The organism is Paenibacillus sp. 1SOY10, from assembly GCF_056836745.1.
Genome location: NZ_JBXENK010000001.1, coordinates 197,677 through 218,253 on the forward strand (window position 1 = coordinate 197,677; position 20,577 = coordinate 218,253).

Sequence of the window (20,577 nt, forward strand, 5' to 3'; positions counted from 1 at the left end):
TAGCGGATTATTCTTCAGCAAACTCCACGTTATGGTACACCTGTTGTACATCTTCCAAATCCTCAAGCGCATCGATCAACTTCTCGAACTGTGCTTCAGCATCCGGGGCAAGCGACAACTCATTTTGAGCCAGCATGGTTAGCTCGGCCACCGTAAATTCGGTAATACCTGCATTCTTGAGCGCTTCCTGAACGACATGGAACTGGTCGGGTTCGGCATATACGATAACCGACTCGTCCTCCTCCAGAATATCGCGAACTTCAATATCGGCCTCTAGCAAAATATCAAATACCTCATCCAGGGTTTTGCCTTCCATCCCGATGACGGCTGTAGCATCAAACATATAGGAAACGGAACCGCTGACGCCCATGTTTCCGCCATTCTTGTTGAATGCGGAACGAACCTCGGGAGCCGTACGGTTTACGTTGTTCGTCAATGTATCTACAATGACCATAGAGCCATTTGGACCGAAGCCTTCATAACGCAGCTCCTGATAGGTCTCTTCCGAGCTGCCCTTGGCCTTGTCAAGCGCACGGTCGATGATCGCTTTAGGCACGTTATAGGTTTTAGCTCTTTCCAGAACAACCCGCAATGCGCGGTTCGATTCCGGGTCCGGCTCGCCCTTCTTGGCAGCAACATAAATTTCTACACCGAATTTTGCATAGACTCGGCTAGTGTTAGCGTCCTTCGAAGCTTTCTTCTCTTTGATATTGTTCCATTTGCGGCCCATACTCTTCCCACTTTCTATATAATCTACCTAACTATTATAACCGATTTTCTTACTCTTTGTAGAGCTATTCCCTTAAACCTTCTGTGTCAGCTTGACTCAATCCCCTACCCTTCCGACTCTCTACTCAAGGCGCGGAGCAGGGTGTGCTTACAGAAGTACAGGCAAAAGCCCTCCCCAGCAGGGAGAGCTGCCATTTATAGAGGTTGTTTAAAAAGTCGTCTCTACAGAACGAAGCAGATCAGGCAGCAGAAACGACATCGAATCTTGAATTCAGCCGGGCCTTCCGTTGCTCACGTAGATCTGTCTACGCTCCGCTACTCAGTCCCTAGCTTCATCCAACCTTCTCGGTCCTGTAAACCCGACTTTTTAAACACGAATTTATAGTGTCTTCGTTGTCCAAGATTCGCAGTTCCACGTTTCCGTGACGATATCCTGATAGAATTCAGGCTCATGGGATATGAGGAGAATGCTGCCCTTGTAAGCCTTGAGCGCACGCTTCAACTCATCCTTCGCATCAACATCCAGGTGGTTGGTCGGCTCGTCGAGTACGAGTACATTCGTTTCCCGGTTAATCAGCTTACACAGGCGTACCTTGGCCTTCTCGCCCCCGCTCAGCACAGCAATTTTACTCTCAATGTGTTTCGTTGTCAGACCGCATTTCGCTAGCGCTGCACGAACCTCAAACTGCGTGTAGGACGGGAACTCATTCCAGACTTCTTCAATGCATGTATTGTAATTGGCATCCTTGATCTCTTGCTCGAAATATCCGATTTCCAGGATGTCGCCCAATTGCACCTGGCCGGAGATTGCCGGTATTTGGCCGAGAATACTCCGTAGCAAGGTCGTCTTCCCGATTCCATTGGCCCCGACCAGCGCAATCTTCTGGCCGCGCTCCATTCGCAGGTTAAGGGGTCTGGACAAAGGCGAGTCATAACCGATAACCAAATCTGTTGCTTCAAAGATCAGCTTGCCCGAGGTTCTCGCATCCCTGAACAGGAATTGCGGCTTTGGCTTCTCCTTGGCCAGTTCAATCACATCCATCTTGTCCAGCTTCTTCTGTCTGGACATGGCCATATTACGGGTCGCTACGCTCGCCTTATTGCGAGCCACGAAGTCCTTCAAGCCAGCAATTTCCTGCTGTTGCCGTTTGTAAGCCGATTCAAGCTGCAGCTTCTTGGCCTCGTACACCTGCTGGAAGTAATCATAATCGCCGACATATCGGTTCAATTCTTGATTTTCCATATGGTAAATCAGGTTAATGACACTATTCAGGAACGGAATATCATGCGAGATCAAAATAAACGCATTCTCATATTCCTGCAAATAACGCTTCAACCATTCAATATGTTGCTCGTCCAGGTAGTTCGTCGGCTCGTCCAGTAGTAGAATATCAGGCTTCTCCAGCAGCAGCTTGGCTAGCAATACCTTCGTCCGTTGTCCACCGCTCAAATCATGCACATCACGATCCAGGCCAATGTCTGTAAGACCCAAGCCGCGAGCGGTTTCCTCGACCTTGGCGTCAATCAGGTAAAAATCCTGGCTGGTCAACGTGTCCTGAATCGTCCCGACGTCCTCCAGCAATTGCTCGAGCTCCTCGGGGGACACTTCGCCCATCTTCCCGTACATATCATTCATTTCCTGCTCCATATCGAACAGATACTGATAAGCACCGCGAAGCACATCACGAATTGTCATGCCTTGGGAAAGAACGGCGTGCTGATCTAGGTAGCCTACCCGCACACGTCTTGCCCATTCCACCTTGCCCTCGTCGGGCTGGAGCTTACCTGTAATAATATTCATAAATGTGGATTTGCCTTCACCATTGGCTCCCACTAAGCCGATATGCTCACCCTTGAGCAACCGAAAGGACACGTCAGTGAAGATCGCCCGATCCCCAAATCCGTGGCTTAAACGTTCTACATTCAAAATACTCATGCGATTTAACACCTTTTCTATATAAAATGTCGTTATTCTACCCGTTTACAGGTACACTCGTCATATTATACCGGGTAAAGGGACTCAAGCTCAACCTAAAAAAGGCATCCCCTCTAATATTTCTTCGGGCGATGCCTTTTCTACAATTCCTCACCTTACTTCCAGGATACCATGGCTTTAGCTATAGCCCAGAATGTCGTCGATTAACCGCAGCTCCTCATTGGAGAAGGAAGCTTGATCCAGCGCACGGGCCGCATCTTCGATCTGACTCACCTTGCTGGCACCGATCAAAGCCGAGGTCACCCGGCCTCCCCGTAGCACCCAGGCTAACGCCATTTGGGACAGCTTCTGTCCACGTTCTGCCGCCAGAGTATTGAGCCGCGCTATCTTGGCAATAAGCTCCTCGTTAATTTCTTCCGGCCGCAGGAACACACTAGGCCCGGCAGCACGAGAATCCGGGGTAATGCCGTGCAGATAGCGGTCTGTCAAAATGCCCCGCTCCAGCGGAGAGAATACGATCGAGCCGATTCCTTCTTCCTCCAACACATCTTGAAGTCCATCCTCGATCCAGCGATTCATCATGGAGTAGTTCGGTTGGTGAATGACCGCTGGCGTGCCTAATTGTTTTAAAATTTGTGCCGCAGCCCGTGTCTCCTCCGGGCGATAGTTGGACAACCCGACATACAAAGCCTTTCCTTGCCGCACGATCAAATCCAGCGCGGCCATGGTCTCCTCCAGCGGAGTCTCCGGATCAGGGCGATGATGGTAGAAAATATCGACATATTCCAGCCCCATCCGCTTCAGGCTTTGATCCAGACTTGAGACCAGATATTTTTTCGAGCCCCAATCCCCGTAAGGACCTGGCCACATATAGTATCCTGCCTTGGTCGAGATAATCATTTCATCCCGATAAGCACGGAAATCCTCTAGCACTCTGCCAAACGTATCTTCCGCCGATCCAGCCGGAGGGCCGTAATTATTCGCCAGATCAAAATGAGTAATCCCCAGATCGAACGCTCGATGCAGCATCGCCCGTCCGTTCTCCAGTGAATGAATACCTCCGAAATTATGCCATAAGCCAAGTGAAATGGCCGGCAGCTTCAAGCCGCTTCTCCCTGAACGACGATATGTCATCGATTCGTATCTCTGATCATTTGCTTGATACATCTATGCTTGTCCTCCTCGCAATGGATATATCATTAATATAATGCAGGATGGCTGAGATACCTATATCAGCAAGGATGGACTATATGGCATAATGTCTCTTTTTCGAACGATCTTTAATTTTGCATACGGTAATCAGAAGGGGCTACTCCAATGGTTTTCCTGAACATTTTGGAGAACAAGAGGGCATCCTGATAGCCAACAGATCGGGCTACTTCACCAACTGTGAATTTTCCTCTCTTGAGCAGCTCGCAGGCCCGTTCCATTCGGTATTTCAGCAAGTATTGTTGTGGAGGCAAGCCAACCGTGTTCTTGAACAAAGCAGATAAATATTTTCGGTCCAGTCCTACCATAGTTGCCAACTGTGTAACGGTAATGTCCTCTGCATAATGAGTATGCAGAAAGTCAAGGCTACGATGAATGTAACTATCCTTGGTTTGGGGCTTGACTCTGCTCTCCGCCGTTACTGGGGATAACTTGACCATTGCGGCAAAAAAATCATGAAGCAGCCCCTGCACACGCAGATCGCGCACCGCGGAATCTTCTTGCTCTGCTTCGTTCAACAGTTCATAGAGCCTGGGCATCAGCCTGGTATCCATCGGAAATACCGGATGTCGGGGACTTAAGCTCGTCCGATTCAGCAAATGAGGCACTTGTTCCCCATAGAATCCAATCCATGAGTAGGTCCAGGGATCATGCTCATCCGCTTGATAGAAAATAACATGCTCAGGGAACGCAATAAAGGCTTGTCCGGCCGTGACCACATGGGTATCTCCTTCAGTTCGCACCACTCCCTGTCCGGCATGGACAAAGTGAATTTTATAGATGTCCCGCACTCCCGGACCAAAAGTGTGGAGAGGCTCACAGTGCTCCTTTCCCCAAAAACATAGATACATATCCGGCGACTCGCGGAACGCAAGGTCCGGATTATAGTGGAATATGGCCCCCATGGCCTCACCTTCCTTGTTCTCTCAATTTTTCGTATCTACTAAGCTTGCATTTGCAAAACATTGTATCATTTCTTTCCATAGACCTGTAAGCAAAAAAGATCATTCGGCCAAATTCGGCGAATGATCTTTCCTTCATCATGTAGTTATTTCAACTGGTTCTCCGCTTCGGCCAGATTGGCCTGATCTTCATTCAAATCTTCGCGCGCACGTTCCAACGGCTCCTCGTTCATGCGATCATCAGCCTGAGCGATGGCGTTCTCGGCCTTCTCGATCGCCTTATGCGCATTGGCTACCGTCTCCTCACTGGGATGAGATTGGGCTTGGGTCACTGCCCGGTGCGCTTTCTTCACCGATTGCTGCGCTGATGATATAGGGTTTTGCGATTGCATGCTGGAGTATGGGTTTTCCATGTTTCATCCTCCTCAGACGGATAGTACGTATAGCATGCGGTGCTTCGTCTGAATTCATGCATGATCCGTGCAAGCCTATTCCTGCGTTGCCCGTTCTTCCCTTTGTCGCAATTCAATACGGCGGATCTTGCCCGTGTTCGTCTTCGGCAGATCCTCCATAAACTCGATTTGCCGTGGATACTTGTAAGGAGCTGTCCAGGATTTAACGTGGCTTTGCAGTTCTTTTATCAATTCAGGAGTCCCGGTGTAGCCCTCCTTGAGTACAATGAATGCCTTGACGATATGTCCCCGCATTTCATCCGGGCTGGCTACCGCCGCACATTCCTTCACCGCGTCGTGTCTCATCAACGCTTCTTCAACTTCAAATGGACCAATCGTATACCCGGAACTGATAATAATATCATCGCCCCGGCCTTCAAACCAGAAGTACCCTTCTTCATCCCTTCTGGCCCGATCGCCGGTAATGAAGTAATTGCCCCGGACATTCTGTGCCTTCTGCTCAGGGTCCTGATAATAGGATTGGAACAATGCCGGCATCTCTAAATGAACAGCAATATCCCCCACCTCACCAGCAGGAAGCGGAATACCTTCATCATCCACTACTTCGACGACTCCAGGAGAAATGGCTTTGCCCATCGCCCCCAACTGGAGCGGAGCATCCTTCAAATTTCCGATGAGCAAGGTACTCTCCGTCTGTCCATACCCATCGCGAATCGTAATATCGAAGTAGCGGCGGAAGGTATTAATAACCTCCTGGTTGAGCGGCTCTCCGGCTGATACGGCACTGCGTAGAGAAGAAAGATTATAGTTGCCCAGCGTATCCGTCTTGGACATAATCCGATATTCTGTCGGAGTGCAGCACATCACTTGTACGCCATATTCTTGAATTAACTGTAAATAACGATTGGGCTGGAAGGCACCGTGGTACACAAATCCGGTCGCACCATTCCCCAGCACTGACAGGAACGGACTCCAGATCCACTTCTGCCATCCTGGTGCAGCCGTTGCCCATACGATATCGGTATCGCGAATGTCCAACCAGGATTTGGTGATACGCAGATGCGCATATCCCCAACCATGGCTATGCACAACCCCTTTTGGATTGCCCGTAGTGCCTGAGGTGTAGGCCAGAATCGCAGTGTCATCCCGATGGGTCTCTACCGTGGTGAAGGTATCTGGCTGCCCGTCCATAAGCTGTTCGACCAAGGTCCAGTGAGAGGAATGCGAGCCAAGGTCACCACCCGTGCCCACTAGAATTTGATGCTCCAAAGTTGGAATATCGCCATCAAGCTTGTCAACCTCTGCAGTGACACTATGCCATACAATCACTGCACGCGCTCCCGAATGACGCAAGCGATAGGCCAAATCCTTGGCCCGCAGCATTTCGGAAGAAGGGATAATGATCAGACCTTGCTTGAGGCAGGCCAGATAAATAGCGTAGGCCATAATCCGGCGGGGCATCATAACCAACACGCGATCACCTTTATGAAGTCCAAGGTTAGCCAGGCCCCCAGCTAATCGATTGGCCATGGCAAGCAGCTTGCCATAGGTAATCTCTTCGTATTCTCCTTGCTCACTTAGCCATTTCAAGGCTGTCTTATTTGAATCGTGTTTTTCCATTTCCGATGTTAGATTATAATATTCCGGAGCCACCCATTGCTCGTATTTCAATTCGTCCTATCCCCTTTTCAACTACAGCTACTATAATGAATACTCTTATTATCAATCATTATACCACGATATAGTACCAGGTGCTAAGATCAGTCTCTGACATGTGTGCCGATAAATTGACAATCCTTCTATACACCCATAACAAAAGACACCTTCATCACCACAAAAGTAGAAGTGGTACATGAAGGTGTCTCTCAACATGTTATGAAACTTTAGCTAGCGGCTTCTTCCACAGTCCTAGTACCAGGCCTGAGATGACGGAGCCAATCAGCACCGCCAGAAGGAATAACGCGGCATTATTTGCCAACGCGGCTGCAAAGACCCCGCCATGCGGAGCCGGTACGTTCACGCTCCACCATTGGGTCAGACCGCCGGCCACAGCCGAGCCAATAATACAAGAAGTAAGCACGCGCAACGGATCAGCGGCAGCGAACGGGATTGCTCCTTCGGTAATAAACGAAAGGCCCAGCACATAGTTCGTCAGGCCGGATTGCCGTTCCTGAGCCGTGAACTTGTTCTTGAAGAAGGTAGTTGCCAAGGCGATAGCCAGTGGCGGCACCATCCCTCCAGCCATAACCGCAGCCATCATCAGACCATTTACGTTGCCGCTAGAGGTAAATACGCCAATGGAGAATGTGTAGGCGGCTTTGTTGAATGGGCCCCCCATATCAATGGCCATCATCCCTCCTAGGACCAGACCGAGCAGAACCATGTTACCGGTGCCCAAGCTATTAAGACCATTAATCATTCCGGTGTTAATCCAGCTGAAAATCGGTGACAGCACATAATACATCAGCGTCCCCGTAACCAGCAGACCGAAGATCGGATAGAACAGGATCGGCTTCAAGCCGTTAAGTGCCTGCGGCAATCCCGCGAACAGGCGTCGGAGGCCAAGGATAACGTAACCCGCCAGGAACCCGGCAGCCAATCCACCCAGGAAGCCAGCCCCGGCTCCTGTGGCCATCAATCCGCCGACCATCCCCGGCATAAGTGCTGGGCGCTCGCCAATGCTCATGGCAATAAACCCGGCTAGAATAGGAATCAGGAAATGAAAAGCTCCTTCTCCACCGCCCAGGGCTTGCAACAGCACGACGAGTGGATGATCTGGGGCCATGAAGCGTTCCAAGAGGAAGGATAACGCCAGCAAAATACCGCCGCCCACGACAAACGGCAGCATATGAGAAACGCCGTTCATCAAATCCTTATAAATTTTAGAGCCTACGCTCCCATTTACGGATGAGCTTGCGCCTTCCTCTGCTCCAGAGGTACCAGCAGCGCCGCTCCGATAGATTGGGGCATCTCCTTTTACCGCCTTGGAGATCAGCTCTTCCGGTTTGCGAATGCCATCGCTGACAGGCCTCAGCAAGAGTGGCTTGCCTTCAAATCGAGCCATTTCCACCGTTTTGCCCGCAGCTACAATAACGGCACTGGCACGGGCGATTTCCTCCGCAGTAAGAACATTTTTGACCCCTTCCGAGCCATTGGTTTCTACGCGGATGTTCACACCCATTTCGTTGGCCTTTTTCTTCAAGGCATCCTCCGCCATGAAGGTGTGGGCGATGCCTGTGGGACAGGCGGTCACAGCTACGACAAATGGCTTCTCAGCAACCAGGTTACCGGACTTCGACCGCTCCTTCGCCGTCTTTTCGGCTTCCTCTTGCGCCTGTCTGGCATTGAACAGCGCCGTTACCTCGTCAGGGGTACGAGTCTGACGCAACTGGTCGATGAACTCGGTATCAATCAGTAGTCGCGACAGTGCTGCCAGTGTACGAAGATGGGTATTCCCTGCTCCTTCCGGTGCAGCGATCATGAAGAACAGGTAAGCCGGTTCTTCATCCAGAGCGTCAAAGTCAACTCCCTTTGCGCTTTTGGCAAAGACGACAGCCGGAGCAGTTACCGCACTCGTCTTGGTATGGGGCATAGCAATACCACCGCCAATGCCTGTACTGGATTCCCCTTCACGCTTCCAGATCATTTCCCGGAACAGCTTCTCATCCTGAAGCCGGCCAGCCGCAGCGAGAGAAGCGATCAGTTCATCCATCACTTCCTCCTTGGAGGTCGCGTGCAGGTCCATGATCATCAAATCCTGATGCATCAAATCAGTGATTTTCATTGTCCGTCTCTTCCTTTCTCAGCGGTCCTGGGGCCGCCTCATCGTCTATAGACAAGGGAGCAATCTGAACCTGCTCCAGTAAAGCGCGAATTTCTGCGCCCGTAGCCAAATCCTGGGCAAAAGCAGTGGCACTACCAGCCGCTACCCCCGTACGGAACGCAGTCAACAGGTCCGCGCCCGCTGCCAAAGCTCCGACAAACCCGCCAATCATGGAATCGCCGGCTCCTACAGAATTAATGACCGTCCCCTTCGGCGCAGTAGCATGGTAACTTCCCTCCAGCGTCAAGAACAACGCTCCTTCACCGGCCATGGAGACCAGGACATGCTTGGCTCCCAGCTCCAGTAACTGCCGCCCATACCGGACCGTCTCCTCCATAGAATTTATTTCCGTACCAAATAGCTCGGCCAGTTCGTGATGATTGGGCTTGACGAGCAATGGCTTACTTGGAAGTGCCGCCTTCAGGGCATCACCTGTCGTGTCAATGACGAATTCCGCGCCTGCTGCCTGGCATACTTCAATCAAGCGGGCATAGAAACCGCCGCCAAGCGAAGGAGGCGCACTGCCCGACAGTACGACCAGATCGCCTTGGCCGAGCTCAGCGAGCAAAGCGAGCAACTGGTTGGCCTCCTCTGTTGTCACCTGCGGGCCTGGCCCGTTAATTTCTGTCTCTTCTCCGTGCTTCAACTTAATGTTGATCCGCGTATCGCCCGCGACCGTAATGAAGCGGCGCTCAATATCCAGCTTCTCCAGCGATTGCTCAATGAAGCTTCCCGTGAAGCCACCCAGAAATCCCGTCGCCAGGCTGTCCGTACCCAGCTCCTTTAAGATACGGGAAACATTGATGCCCTTGCCCCCTGGCAGCTTAACTTCACTCTCGATGCGGTTCAATCCACCTAATTGCAGTTCCTCGATCTCAACAATGTAGTCGATGGAGGGGTTCAGTGTTATGGTGTAGATCATGTTCATCCCTCGATTATGTTTGTTTTATGCCCAATCACGTGGCGCAAATGCTCTGGAAGGCGATCAGTAATGATTGTAGCTTCACCAATATCAAAGAGCTTGGCGAACGATACTTCGCCGAACTTGCTGGAATCAGCCAGCACGTGAGAACGTGCAGATAATTGATGTGCCCGCCGCTTGATTAGCACTTCCTCTGGGTCCGGTGTAGTATAACCCAACTCGGCATCAAGCCCGTTGGTACCCAGAAAGCATTGGTCAAACCGGAAATTATCCAAATTTTGTAGGGCGATACTTCCTATGACTGCTTTCGTGTGGCTTTTCATCATCCCACCGAGCAAGTAGCTTCGTATCTGCTTGCTCACCAATGCCTCTACATGAGAAAGACCATTGGTTACTACCGTAATGTCTGGCGCATCTATATGTGCAATCATAGCTAGCGTGGTTGTTCCGGCATCCAGATAAACGCATTCGCCTCCCATTAACTGAGCCGCTGCCAATCGTGCGATGGTTTCTTTCTCTTGAACGTTTTTGAACGTTTTCTCCGACATCCCCGGCTCACTGCTCTTCACGCCCGGAAGCGAAGCTCCGCCATGTACCCGCTTGAGCAGCCCTTTGGTCTCTAGATCAGCCAAATCCCGTCTAACCGTAGATTCTGAAGCATCAAGCAAATCGACAAGCTCTTGCAGCTTAACTACTCCGCGATCTTGTAAGCGCTGTAATATTAGGGCGTACCGTTCTTCTATCAGCATCGTAATCCCTCCCAACTCCCCTTTATCCTAACATAATTCCATTCAAAATCAATCATAATTTATCAAAAACGTTCAAAATCTTTCAAAACGATAGTGTTCATGTTTATTGGGCAACAACAAAGTTGTACACAACAAATAACCTGCCGCACAGTCCGGCAGGCTAATCTTTTACAGCTCATTTTTCTTCGCTTGCTTCAAGCCCTTGCGGCGAGAGAATACGGTCCCGCGGCTTGCCTTGGCTAAGTCTCGGGTTTGCCTTATCGCCTCGTTGTACATTCCCAATAGTTGTCGGCTGGGTTCATCCCAGCCTTGCGTCAATGCTCCGTCCCGGGCAGCGGTACCCATGGTCTGCAAGAGATCCACATCTCGCAGGCGCCACACTGCTTCTACCAAAGTGCCCTCCACCTCGGGCTCAAACAACAACCCGGTCACGCCATCCTCAATCTGCTCCCGGGTAGGACCGCTTGCTGCGGCCACCACCGGCAAGCCGGAGACCATCGCCTCCAGCAGCACCAGGCCCAGCGTTTCCGTGGTAGACGGAAACACAAATACATCGCAGGAGGCATAAGCTTGGAACAAATCTTCCCCATGCAAGAATCCGGTGAATACGGTGTTCGTGCCCGCAAAATAGGACTCTAGCGCTGGCCGGTGGGGACCGTCGCCAACAATAGCCAGGCGGAATTCGCTGGAAGCGAGTAAAACATCACGAATGCGCTCAATCTCCTTCTCCGCGGCCAGACGTCCGACAAACAACAACAGCCGTTTGTCGCTCTCTCCACCAGAGAGCCGATGACGCATCTCCTCACTATGATGTTGGGGACCAAGCGTCTCCGCATCCACGCCACGTTGCCAAGTCTGAATTCTCTGGAAGCCCCGCTCTTCAAGCTCCCCGAGCACAGCCCGTGAGGTACAAAGATTAAGATCGGCCCGATTATGGAGCAGGCGCAGATACATCCACAGTATCGGCTTTAACCAAGGCAACCTATAATAATCGGCATATTGCGGAACATGGGTATGGTAAGAAGCCACTAGCGGATAACGTCTCCCGGACCAAATCCCTGCCACCCCGAGAAGTGCCGGATTTACGACATGCACCACATCAGGATGATGCTGACGCAGTAACTTGCCTACCTTCCAGTGAGGCAGAGACAGGGGCAGATTGGGATATAGGATGAAACGGAAGGAAGGGATGCCATGAATGGCCGCTCCCTCAAATTCGCCAACACCCTGATCAGGACAAATGACGATAACCTCATGCCCCTGTCGCACCAGCCAGCGGATGCTATGGGATAGCCGGGTAACCACCCCGTTCGTCGAGGGATAGAACGTCTCAGTAATGATGACAATTTTCATCCGTCTACTCCTTCATCCCCATTTGACACCGGGCAGCACATTGTCCAAGACCACACGATTCTTATGAGCTACTGCGGTCTGAAAGATATCCAGCAAGACCTGATCCGTCAACAACTGTGGCTCTAATCCTAACGCTTGTAGCTTCGTATTTTTTGCATGGAAATAATGCTCTTCCTTCTCGACGCGTGGATTATCCAGATGAGCAATGTTGACGGTATAACCTTCATACTCTGCGACTCTCTTCACCTTCTCGGCCAGCTCTAGCACGGAGAATTCCTCAGTGAACTGGTTAAACACTCGAAACTCACCGCGATCGGCCGGATGATCTACCGTGATTTCAATACATCGTACCGTATCGGCAATATTCAAAAATCCCCGGGTTTGCCCTCCCCGTCCATAAACGGTCAAGTCATGCCCGATGGCCGCTTGTACGAGAAAACGATTCAAGGCCGTACCGAACACGCCGTCATAGTCAAAGCGATTAGTCAGCACCGGATCAAGCAAGGTCTCTTCGGTATGCAGTCCATAAACGACCCCTTGGTTCAAATCGGTCACCCGCAGCCCCCAAATTCGGCACATAAACATCAGATTATGGCTATCGTGCACCTTGGACAAATGATAGAAAGATCCCGGTTGCTTGGGATAAGGCAAAATATCCTTGCGTCCATTATGTTCAATCTCAAGGTAACCTTCCTCGATGTCAATGTTCGGCGTACCGTATTCCCCCATCGTTCCCAGCTTGATCAAGTGACAGTCAGGGGCGTATTCACGAATGGCATATCCGACATTCAATGTCCCCACCACATTGTTCACTTGGGTGAATACAGCGTGTTCCCGATCTACCATGGAATAAGGAGCAGAACGCTGCTCGGCAAAATGCACGAAGGCATCGGGACGGAACTGGCGCATAACTTCGCCCAGGAAATCATAATGGTTCAGATCCCCGATATAAGAAGTGATGCTGTGTCCCGTGAGCTCCCTCCAGCGCTCTGTACGTTCTGGCAGCGTAGCAATTGGAGTCAAGGAATTTGAACGTAGCTCATGATCCCATTTACGTCTGGCTAAATTATCAATGATGGCTACCTCATGTCCTCGTTTGGATAAATAAAGCGCCGTTGGCCATCCGCAAAAACCGTCACCGCCCGCAACTATAACACGCATCGATTTGTTCCTCCCCTTAAGTTGGTTGAAGATTACAAAACAACCATAACATTGGAATATTAAGGAGAAATAAAATGAGTAGGCTAGACCCGGTTCGTGCTACAATAAGATTTGTGTGTTTGAATAAAAGTACGTTTAGAGACGTTACACTTGTTATTGGAGGAATTCATGATGGAATCTTTTGAGATCCTGCTGGAAAAATATGCGGAGTTGGTCATCAAGGTAGGCGTTAACATTCAGCCCGGTCAGAATTTGATGATTACTGCCCCGCTGGAAACGGCCCCACTGACCCGGCTGCTGGTAACCAAGGCATACCGGGCCGGTGCAAAATATGTTCACGTCGATTGGGAAGACGAACAATTGACGCGAATTCGTTACGAGGAAGCGAGCGAGGAATCGCTGGATTACTATCCGAAATGGCTCGCCGATATGGCAGAGCAATTTGGTGATGAGGGTGGAGCGGTCATGCGGATCAAAGTCCCTGACCCCGAGCTTTTTAAGGGTATCGATTCATCTAAAGTGTCTACAGCGGTCAAAGCCGCAGCCAAAGCACGGCAGAAGCATTCTGCGCAAACCCGCAACAATCAGATTACCTGGTCACTCGTCAAAGCCCCTACCCGTGCCTGGGCAGACAAGGTATTTGCCGACCTGCCGGAGGAGAAGCGGATTCCGGCCATGTGGGAAGCCGTCTTCCAAATGAACCGCGTTTATCGTGAAGACCCAGTAGCTGCCTGGCGTGAGCATATTCAGGAGCTCAAGCTAAGACAAGAGCAAATGAATGCCAAGCGTTATAAAAAACTGCATTACCGCGCTCCCGGCACGGATCTTGAGGTGGAAATGCCTGAAGGCTACTTATGGTTAGGCGGTGGAGATACGAACGCTTCCGGCACTTACTTTGTAGCCAATATGCCGACTGAGGAGATCTATTCTATGCCGCACCGCAGCGGCGTTAATGGTACAGTGACCAGCACGATGCCGCTGAACCTGAATGGACAGCTTGTCGAAGGATTGAAGTTGACCTTCCGGGATGGCAAGGTTGTCGATTACGATGCCACATCGGGACGGGAGCATATGACCCACCTGCTCGCCACAGACGAAGGGGCTTCTCATCTGGGCGAAGTGGCTCTGGTGCCGCATAGCTCCCCCATTTCACAGTTGAACCGCATTTTCTATAACACCGGAATTGACGAGAATGCCTCTTGTCACTTCGCATTAGGCAGTGCCTATCCAGTCAATATGGAAGGCGGCACTCAGCTAAGCAATGAAGAGTTGGTAGCCAGAGGGGCCAATGTGAGCCTGACGCATGTGGACTTTATGATTGGCTCTGCGGAGCTTGATATTGACGGTGAACTTCCTGATGGTACGATAGAGCCTGTGTTCCGTAAAGGTAATTGGGCCTGAACAAACAGCAGCGAACAAGGGCTATGCCTGCACCAGTAACCTAGGTGCGGCATAGCCCTTTTTTTGCCCCTCCCCTTACTTGGCGCCTCTTTAAAATCCGTAATTTGCGGGTAAAATTAGTGATTTTGGAAATAGTATAGTCATTATCTTCAGGTTCCGACGGGAGGTTCACTCTTTGCAGGAAAAAGTCAGTGCAGGCCAACTGGCCTCGATTATTATATTGTTCCAGATCGGGAGCTCATCCTTGTTCCTGCTGGCCAGCGATGCCAAGCATGATGCCTGGATTTCTGTATTGATCGCCATGCTCATGGGCTTGGTCATGTTAATCCTCGTGACAATGCCTATTCAAGCGAAAGCTCCACAGGCCAGTCTCATAGAGATACTCAACCGGTACTTCGGCAAATACCTCGGCTTTATCCTTGGCTTATCCTTTGTCGGATATTTTATTTACAAATCCGTGCGAAATGTCCGAGAGTTTGGTGATCTGGTCATCCTCTATATGCTGCCCAGGTCGTCACTGGATGTCATTATGCTCGTGCTGATGTGTGTGGGAGCTTATGCCATATTTCACGGCTTGGAGGTGTTCTTCCGGGTCGGTCAATTGGTGCTTCCCTGGCTGTTGCTGATTTACATTGTGCTTTTTGTCCTCTTGTTTGCTTCAGATCTGGTTGACTTCAGGCGGTTACTGCCCTTGCTTGAGCATGGCTGGAAGCCGGTTTGGGACGCTGCGATCCCGGAGGTCATTTCTTTCCCCTTTGGGGAAATGGTGGTCTTCCTCATGTTCTGGAAGCACCTCACCCCATTTGATAAATTCAAAAAATTCAGTCTGATCTCCTATACCTGTTCCGGGCTGTTCATCGTCCTTACAAATGTGCTGATTATTACCGTGCTGGGAGATATATCCGGCGCCTATGTCGTTCCGTTCATGTTCAGCACCAGTCTGATTCAAATCGGTGGCTTTCTGGAACGGATGGACCCCTTTGTCAGTCTGTTGTTGTTCGGGGGCGTGTTCTTCAAGCAAGCAACCTATTACCTGGCGGCGGTTCTGGCAGCCTCAGAGCTATTCAAGGTCAAACACCGAACCATGGTTATTCCTGTCGGAGCCGCTATATTTATCGGTGCGCGGTTATTTCGCAGCTACATTGAGCAGGTTCGAGTGGGCTTTGATTATAATCTCAAGCTGCATTTCCCCATCTTTCAGATTATATTGCCGATCGTCCTCTTACTGCTCATGATGATTACCCATTGGGTCAGACGTAAGCGCAAGGAGAAGGATCCTGTCAGTAACCCACCGTCAAATGAATAAAGCAGGAGCGAATCATATGAAACCTACTCAAGAGTCAGCTAAGCCACAATCGGTTCCATTATCATCCCGCTTGGAGGATAATCTCGCGCGGCTTCAACATTCAGAGCAAACCCGCTCAGACATCGTACTCCGCCTGATTCACGATTCTATTACGGGCAGCAAGGAGTTTGCACTTGTCTATATCGAGGGTCTGGTGGATATCGCTTCTATTAATGAATCCCTCGTTCGGCCCTTAATGTCAGCGATGTCAGGCTTTGAGGAATCTACAGAGGAGCGCTTCACAGAAATCCGCAATTGTGCAGCCGCCACAGGTCCTGCGGAATTGATTGAGGATATGGACGCTTTATGGCAGCAAATCATGCAGGGTAATACCGTTATTCTAGCCGAGGGATTTGATCGGGCCATCTCAGCCGGCACTTCCGGGGGAGAATTCCGCAGTCTGACCGAGCCAACAACACAAAATGTGATTCGCGGCCCAAAAGAAGCATTTACGGAGAACTTGCGCACCAATACCTCTCTCATCAGCCGCAGGCTGAAATCGCCGAAGCTACGGGTTGAGGACAAGGTTATTGGTGTGCAGACCCAGACTAATGTATCCGTCGTCTACCTGGAGGGGATTGCTGAGTCCTCTGTCGTCAAGGAAATTCACAAACGGTTGGATCATATCGATATCGACGCCATTCTGGAGAGCGGATATATTGAGGAGCTGATTGAGGATGCGGCACTGAGCCCCTTCCCTACCATATTCAATACGGAGCGTCCGGATGTGGCAACGGCGGGACTTCTGGATGGACGGGTTGCTATCATTGTCGATGGCACCCCCTTTGTTCTGCTGGCTCCAATCACGTTCTTCAGCTTCTTCCAATCCAGCGAGGACTATTACCAGCGCTTCTACATCGCGTCCTTCTGGCGAATGTTACGTTTTGGTGCCTTCTTCGTGTCACTGCTGCTGCCGTCCTTATACATTGCCATCACCACCTATCATCCCGAAATGCTGCCTACTACGTTGCTCATCAGCCTGGTGGCCCAGCGTGAAGGAGTACCTTTCCCTGCTCTAATAGAAGCATTCCTGATGGAGATTACCTTCGAGATTCTGCGGGAAGCCGGGGTGCGCATGCCCAAAGCCATTGGGGCAGCCATCTCCATTGTCGGGGCGCTGGTGCTGGGACAAGCAGCGGTAGAAGCCGGGCTGATCTCGGCAGCTATGGTCATCATCGTATCTTTTACCGCGATCTCCAACTTCGTCCTCCCCTCCACGAACCTGTCGGTCACAGTGGGCTTGATTCGCTTTTTGCTGATGCTCCTGGCAGGTGGGCTGGGATTGTATGGAATTATGGTTGGACTGATGGTGCTCTGTATTCATCTGGCCTCCTTACGCTCGTTTGGTGTACCTTACCTGATGCCGCTCGCACCGTTAGTATGGAAAAATTTGAAGGATGTCTTTATCCGTCTTCCCCTGTGGAAGATGCGCACCCGTCCCGCCGGTGTCACCGGGCCTAACCGTATTCGTGTAGGAAAAGACCAAAAGCCTGCGCCCCCAAAAGTCAAATCGAGAAAGGAGTAGTCCTATGGCGAAGAAAAAGTTGACTCTTATGTTCTGCTCGCTTGGCCTCATGGGCACTCTCTCCGGTTGCTGGCATCAGACCGAATTAACGGACCTGGCCATCGTCTCAGCGAGCGGAGTGAACTGGAAGGATAAGCAGTGGGAGCTTACTTATCAGATCCTTACTCCAGCTAATGCCTCAGCCAATGCCAGCGGTGGCCCAGGTTCTGGCCCACCCATCAGCGTACTGTCTACCCAAGGGGAGACGCTGCGCAAGGCATTCTCCAACAATGAAATGGAAAATACTCGTCATCTCCATCTTGGCAACAGCCGGGTCGTGGTCATCGGTGAAGCAGCAGCTAAGTATGGATTGAATTCCTTAATTGATGCGTATTTGCGTAATCCTCAGGCCAGAGAAACCGTAGATGTTTTTGTCTCGAAGCGCGATCCTAGGCTGCTGGTATCCCAGCTTATGTATCTGGAGAAGAATACCGGCGAAGGCATTCACAAATTGATTGATAAGGAAAACAAAGCCACTTCGATTTTGCCAAAAGTCAATATGTTTGATCTGGCAAATCAGTTGGCAGGGTCTTCCAAATGTGCTATTATTCCTGAGCTGATGCTTTCAGGTTCTGTAGAGACGGGCTCGACCAAGGCGCTTGAGACAACGATTTCCGCATCCAAGCTCAAGCTTGGCGGACTGGCCGTGCTCAAATCAGGCAAATTAACCGGATGGCTGAATCAAGATGAAGCACTGGGTATCGCCTTTATCCGCAATCGGGTGAAACAGGCTGTCATCCCCTTCTCGTTCCCTGAAGCAGACAATGAAAACAGAAACGGGGCAACCTTTGAAATCTCGGCAAATTCCACTTCGTTGAAGATGCGCCGGGAACAGGACAAAATCATCGTGGACGCTACCCTGAAGGTTGAAGGGATGATCACCGATACCGAGTTCAAGCTGGATGCCACAGATCCTGGGCATGTTCAGAAGCTGGAACAAATCATCAAGAAGCAACTGTTAGACATTGTGTGGCAAGGCTGGAATGGTGTGCATGAATTGAAGGCAGACGTCGTTGGCTTTGCCGAAATGTTCCGTCGAAAATATCCAAAGGAATGGCGGCAAATTGAGGATCAGTGGGAGAACGCCTTTGCGGATATCGAGTTTAAGCCCACGGTCCAAATCACCATTGAGCGTGTGGGACTCACCAACCAATCCTACCAGGAATTCGCGGAATGAGGTCTTGTCCAGATGGTGTTACAAATGTCATAGTCTGCTATACTGATAAAAAAGATAATCTAAGCTGATAACAATATTTTATTAGAAGACGACTTTTTGAACTACCTCTACCAGAAAAGAAGGCTTATACCATGAATCTAAAGCAATACACTCCTGCCCTCCGCAAACCGATTAAGGCGTCTCTAAAACCAGCGCAGGAGGTCGCCATTGTTCTGCTGGGCGGACTGCTGGTGGCAGCGGGACTCAATCTGTTCCTCATCCCCCATAAGCTGTTATCGGGAGGTGTGGCCGGGATTGCCTCCATCATTGGTTATATGACAGGATGGAATATTTCCCTTGTCTATTTCCTGGTGAACCTCCCCTTGATTGCCTGGGGCTGGAGGGCAGTAGGAAGACGTTATATTGTATTAAGCTGTATCTCCGTCGTCAGCACGACCTGGTTCATGTCCCTCATTCCTGAGGTTCAATTGACCAAGGATCCGATTCTGGCTGCTGTATTCGGTGGCATTATCTCCGCGGGAGGCATCGGCTTCTCGTTGCGAGTCGGGGGTTCTACCGGAGGGCTGGATATTCTGGGTTCCATTCTAACGAGGAAATACGATTGGCCGATGGGTAACATCCTCTTCCTGTTGAACGGGGTTGTCATCCTGGCCTTGGGCTTCTTCCAAAGCTGGGACCTTGCCCTCTACTCCATGCTGTCCACCTTCGTGAAGGGCAAGGTTGTTGACATGATTCATATTGGACACATCAAGGTCACCTGCTTCATTATCACGAAGCAGAAGGAGCAAATGCTTTGCGGGCTACGTAAGCTCCATCATGGCATTACCTGCATTCATTCCGAAGGTGGATATCGCGAAGAAGAGAATTGCACGCTTATGACGGTAACTACCCGTTACGAACTGGCAGCGGTCCGCAAGGCCGTAGCTGAAGCTGATCCCAATGCCTTTATGAACGTCGTGCAATCTGCTGAAATTTTTGGTCGCTTCGCCAGACCACCCAAGGTATAAGTGTGTGGGCAATATATAATAAAAAAAGCTTACGAACCGCCATGTGATAGGCTGCGGTTACGTAAGCTTCTTTATTTTAGCTCAATTTCTATATCAGGAGCCGGCTCCCCGGTATTTCTTGACCCCGAAGTTCCACGCCGTAAGCCCGATAGCCAGGAAGACGATGCCCACGAGTGGGGTCAACCAGGCCATCTGCTGCATCTCCTCCCGCTCCAGGAACAACGAGGCGGGGTACACGCCAACGAAGGCGAACGGCAGCACCCAGGTCAATAACACCTGAATCGCCCGATTGTAAATCGTCACTGGGTAACGGCCATAACCTTGCACATTGTACATCAAGGGCAAGATACCCGTAGGTGCATCCGAGTAGAAAGACAACGAGGTCAGCGTGGTGTAGATACCGGTATAGATGGCCGTTGCGCTCAAGGTGAATAGCAGCATGGCCGGAATCGTCCACCATTCCATGCTAAGACCAAGCTGGCCCCCACTGATTATCATAATCACCATCCCGATGATTGAACCAACCAGAGCGGGAGGGTCCACATTCTCAAGGAAGATTTGGAACAGATTGTAGGCCGGACGTGTCATAATCCGATCCATCTCGCCTTTGACGATATACCGTTCACTGAACCCCCACAAGTTAATAAAGCAACTGAAGATGCCAAACGGAACCATAAAGAACCCGTAAACGAACACGACCTCGCTTTCACTCCAGCCCCCGAGGCTGTTGGTGTGCATGAAGATGACGAAGATAAAAATCAGGTTCGTTGCCTGAAACAGCAAGTCGGAAATGACCTCCACCCAGAAATCGGCACGATAGGTCAAGCGGGTCTTCATATAATTCTTCAAGTATTCGCCGATCAAGCCTAAATAGTACATACTCTGC

General features: G+C 50.6%; 17 protein-coding genes. 5 read left to right on the forward strand and 12 right to left on the reverse strand.

The genetic code is table 11. From position 1 onward, the window contains the following. Nucleotides 1–7: 7 nt before the first annotated feature. From AC1VOR_RS00885 to AC1VOR_RS00935, 11 genes are all read right to left on the reverse strand, one after another. On the reverse strand, nucleotides 8–730 hold the full coding sequence (locus tag AC1VOR_RS00885; protein ID WP_059053212.1) for a YebC/PmpR family DNA-binding transcriptional regulator: 723 nt from the start codon (nucleotides 728–730) through the stop codon (nucleotides 8–10). A 378-nt stretch (nucleotides 731–1,108) separates the two neighbouring features. Continuing rightward, nucleotides 1,109–2,665: an ABC-F family ATP-binding cassette domain-containing protein gene (locus tag AC1VOR_RS00890; protein ID WP_482615173.1), complete on the reverse strand. Its 1,557-nt coding sequence runs from the start codon at nucleotides 2,663–2,665 to the stop codon at nucleotides 1,109–1,111. Nucleotides 2,666–2,842: 177 nt separating this feature from the next. Further along, nucleotides 2,843–3,832 carry an aldo/keto reductase gene (locus tag AC1VOR_RS00895; RefSeq protein ID WP_482615174.1) on the reverse strand — a complete coding sequence of 330 codons (990 nt, stop codon included), beginning with the start codon at nucleotides 3,830–3,832 and terminating at the stop codon, nucleotides 2,843–2,845. Nucleotides 3,833–3,945: 113 nt separating this feature from the next. Then, nucleotides 3,946–4,779, reverse strand: a complete 834-nt coding sequence (locus tag AC1VOR_RS00900; protein WP_482615176.1) for an AraC family transcriptional regulator — start codon at nucleotides 4,777–4,779, stop codon at nucleotides 3,946–3,948. Between the two features lie 143 nt (nucleotides 4,780–4,922). Beyond that, nucleotides 4,923–5,189, reverse strand: a complete 267-nt coding sequence (locus AC1VOR_RS00905) for a hypothetical protein (RefSeq protein ID WP_482615177.1) — start codon at nucleotides 5,187–5,189, stop codon at nucleotides 4,923–4,925. Between the two features lie 75 nt (nucleotides 5,190–5,264). Next, on the reverse strand, nucleotides 5,265–6,809 hold the full coding sequence (locus AC1VOR_RS00910; RefSeq protein WP_482616367.1) for an acetate--CoA ligase: 1,545 nt from the start codon (nucleotides 6,807–6,809) through the stop codon (nucleotides 5,265–5,267). Between the two features lie 253 nt (nucleotides 6,810–7,062). After that, nucleotides 7,063–8,973, reverse strand: coding sequence for a PTS fructose transporter subunit IIABC (locus AC1VOR_RS00915; RefSeq protein ID WP_482615179.1), 1,911 nt, complete (start codon nucleotides 8,971–8,973; stop codon nucleotides 7,063–7,065). After that, the gene (pfkB, locus tag AC1VOR_RS00920) at nucleotides 8,960–9,934 is read right to left on the reverse strand and encodes a 1-phosphofructokinase (RefSeq protein WP_482615181.1); all 975 of its coding nucleotides are present in this window, start codon (nucleotides 9,932–9,934) and stop codon (nucleotides 8,960–8,962) included. Before pfkB ends, AC1VOR_RS00915 begins: the two co-directional genes overlap by 14 nt. Nucleotides 9,935–9,936: 2 nt before the next feature. Further along, on the reverse strand, nucleotides 9,937–10,683 hold the full coding sequence (locus tag AC1VOR_RS00925; RefSeq protein WP_482615182.1) for a DeoR/GlpR family DNA-binding transcription regulator: 747 nt from the start codon (nucleotides 10,681–10,683) through the stop codon (nucleotides 9,937–9,939). 168 nt (nucleotides 10,684–10,851) lie between these two features. Further along, on the reverse strand, nucleotides 10,852–12,036 hold the full coding sequence (locus tag AC1VOR_RS00930; RefSeq protein WP_482615184.1) for a glycosyltransferase family 4 protein: 1,185 nt from the start codon (nucleotides 12,034–12,036) through the stop codon (nucleotides 10,852–10,854). A gap of 12 nt (nucleotides 12,037–12,048) precedes the next feature. After that, nucleotides 12,049–13,197 (reverse strand): NAD-dependent epimerase/dehydratase family protein, encoded by a 1,149-nt coding sequence (locus tag AC1VOR_RS00935; RefSeq protein ID WP_482615186.1) that lies wholly within the window; start codon nucleotides 13,195–13,197, stop codon nucleotides 12,049–12,051. A gap of 171 nt (nucleotides 13,198–13,368) precedes the next feature. On the opposite strand from AC1VOR_RS00935, the gene AC1VOR_RS00940 reads away from it, so the two are divergent. The 5 genes from AC1VOR_RS00940 (at nucleotide 13,369) to AC1VOR_RS00960 (ending at nucleotide 19,691) form a co-directional block, all read left to right on the forward strand. Beyond that, entirely contained in the window at nucleotides 13,369–14,598 is a 1,230-nt protein-coding gene (locus AC1VOR_RS00940) for an aminopeptidase (RefSeq protein ID WP_482616368.1), read from the forward strand. A gap of 175 nt (nucleotides 14,599–14,773) precedes the next feature. After that, the gene (locus AC1VOR_RS00945; RefSeq protein ID WP_482615188.1) at nucleotides 14,774–15,904 is read left to right on the forward strand and encodes a GerAB/ArcD/ProY family transporter; all 1,131 of its coding nucleotides are present in this window, start codon (nucleotides 14,774–14,776) and stop codon (nucleotides 15,902–15,904) included. A 16-nt stretch (nucleotides 15,905–15,920) separates the two neighbouring features. Further along, complete coding sequence (locus AC1VOR_RS00950; RefSeq protein WP_482615190.1) at nucleotides 15,921–17,468, forward strand: spore germination protein; 1,548 nt, start codon at nucleotides 15,921–15,923, stop codon at nucleotides 17,466–17,468. Nucleotides 17,469–17,472: 4 nt separating this feature from the next. Further along, the gene (locus AC1VOR_RS00955; RefSeq protein ID WP_482615192.1) at nucleotides 17,473–18,684 is read left to right on the forward strand and encodes a Ger(x)C family spore germination protein; all 1,212 of its coding nucleotides are present in this window, start codon (nucleotides 17,473–17,475) and stop codon (nucleotides 18,682–18,684) included. Between the two features lie 131 nt (nucleotides 18,685–18,815). Then, a complete protein-coding gene (locus tag AC1VOR_RS00960; protein ID WP_482615194.1) occupies nucleotides 18,816–19,691 on the forward strand; it encodes a YitT family protein in 876 nt (291 codons plus the stop codon). Nucleotides 19,692–19,784: 93 nt separating this feature from the next. On the opposite strand, the gene AC1VOR_RS00965 is transcribed toward AC1VOR_RS00960, so the two are convergent. Next, a complete protein-coding gene (locus AC1VOR_RS00965) occupies nucleotides 19,785–20,570 on the reverse strand; it encodes an ABC transporter permease (protein WP_482615196.1) in 786 nt (261 codons plus the stop codon). Nucleotides 20,571–20,577: the final 7 nt, after the last annotated feature.

Excerpts from the sequence above, each read along its gene's own strand:
- AC1VOR_RS00885 (WP_059053212.1), bottom strand. The coding sequence starts at position 730 with ATGGGCCGCAAATGGAACAATATCAAAGAGAAGAAAGCTTCGAAGGAC.
- AC1VOR_RS00890 (WP_482615173.1), bottom strand. The coding sequence starts at position 2,665 with ATGAGTATTTTGAATGTAGAACGTTTAAGCCACGGATTTGGGGATCGG.
- AC1VOR_RS00895 (WP_482615174.1), bottom strand. The coding sequence starts at position 3,832 with ATGTATCAAGCAAATGATCAGAGATACGAATCGATGACATATCGTCGT.
- AC1VOR_RS00900 (WP_482615176.1), bottom strand. The coding sequence starts at position 4,779 with ATGGGGGCCATATTCCACTATAATCCGGACCTTGCGTTCCGCGAGTCG.
- AC1VOR_RS00905 (WP_482615177.1), bottom strand. The coding sequence starts at position 5,189 with ATGGAAAACCCATACTCCAGCATGCAATCGCAAAACCCTATATCATCA.
- AC1VOR_RS00910 (WP_482616367.1), bottom strand. The coding sequence starts at position 6,809 with ATGGAAAAACACGATTCAAATAAGACAGCCTTGAAATGGCTAAGTGAG.
- AC1VOR_RS00915 (WP_482615179.1), bottom strand. The coding sequence starts at position 8,973 with ATGAAAATCACTGATTTGATGCATCAGGATTTGATGATCATGGACCTG.
- pfkB (WP_482615181.1), bottom strand. The coding sequence starts at position 9,934 with ATGATCTACACCATAACACTGAACCCCTCCATCGACTACATTGTTGAG.
- AC1VOR_RS00925 (WP_482615182.1), bottom strand. The coding sequence starts at position 10,683 with ATGCTGATAGAAGAACGGTACGCCCTAATATTACAGCGCTTACAAGAT.
- AC1VOR_RS00930 (WP_482615184.1), bottom strand. The coding sequence starts at position 12,036 with ATGAAAATTGTCATCATTACTGAGACGTTCTATCCCTCGACGAACGGG.
- AC1VOR_RS00935 (WP_482615186.1), bottom strand. The coding sequence starts at position 13,197 with ATGCGTGTTATAGTTGCGGGCGGTGACGGTTTTTGCGGATGGCCAACG.
- AC1VOR_RS00940 (WP_482616368.1), top strand. The coding sequence starts at position 13,369 with ATGGAATCTTTTGAGATCCTGCTGGAAAAATATGCGGAGTTGGTCATC.
- AC1VOR_RS00950 (WP_482615190.1), top strand. The coding sequence starts at position 15,921 with ATGAAACCTACTCAAGAGTCAGCTAAGCCACAATCGGTTCCATTATCA.
- AC1VOR_RS00955 (WP_482615192.1), top strand. The coding sequence starts at position 17,473 with ATGGCGAAGAAAAAGTTGACTCTTATGTTCTGCTCGCTTGGCCTCATG.
- AC1VOR_RS00960 (WP_482615194.1), top strand. The coding sequence starts at position 18,816 with ATGAATCTAAAGCAATACACTCCTGCCCTCCGCAAACCGATTAAGGCG.
- AC1VOR_RS00965 (WP_482615196.1), bottom strand. The coding sequence starts at position 20,570 with ATGTACTATTTAGGCTTGATCGGCGAATACTTGAAGAATTATATGAAG.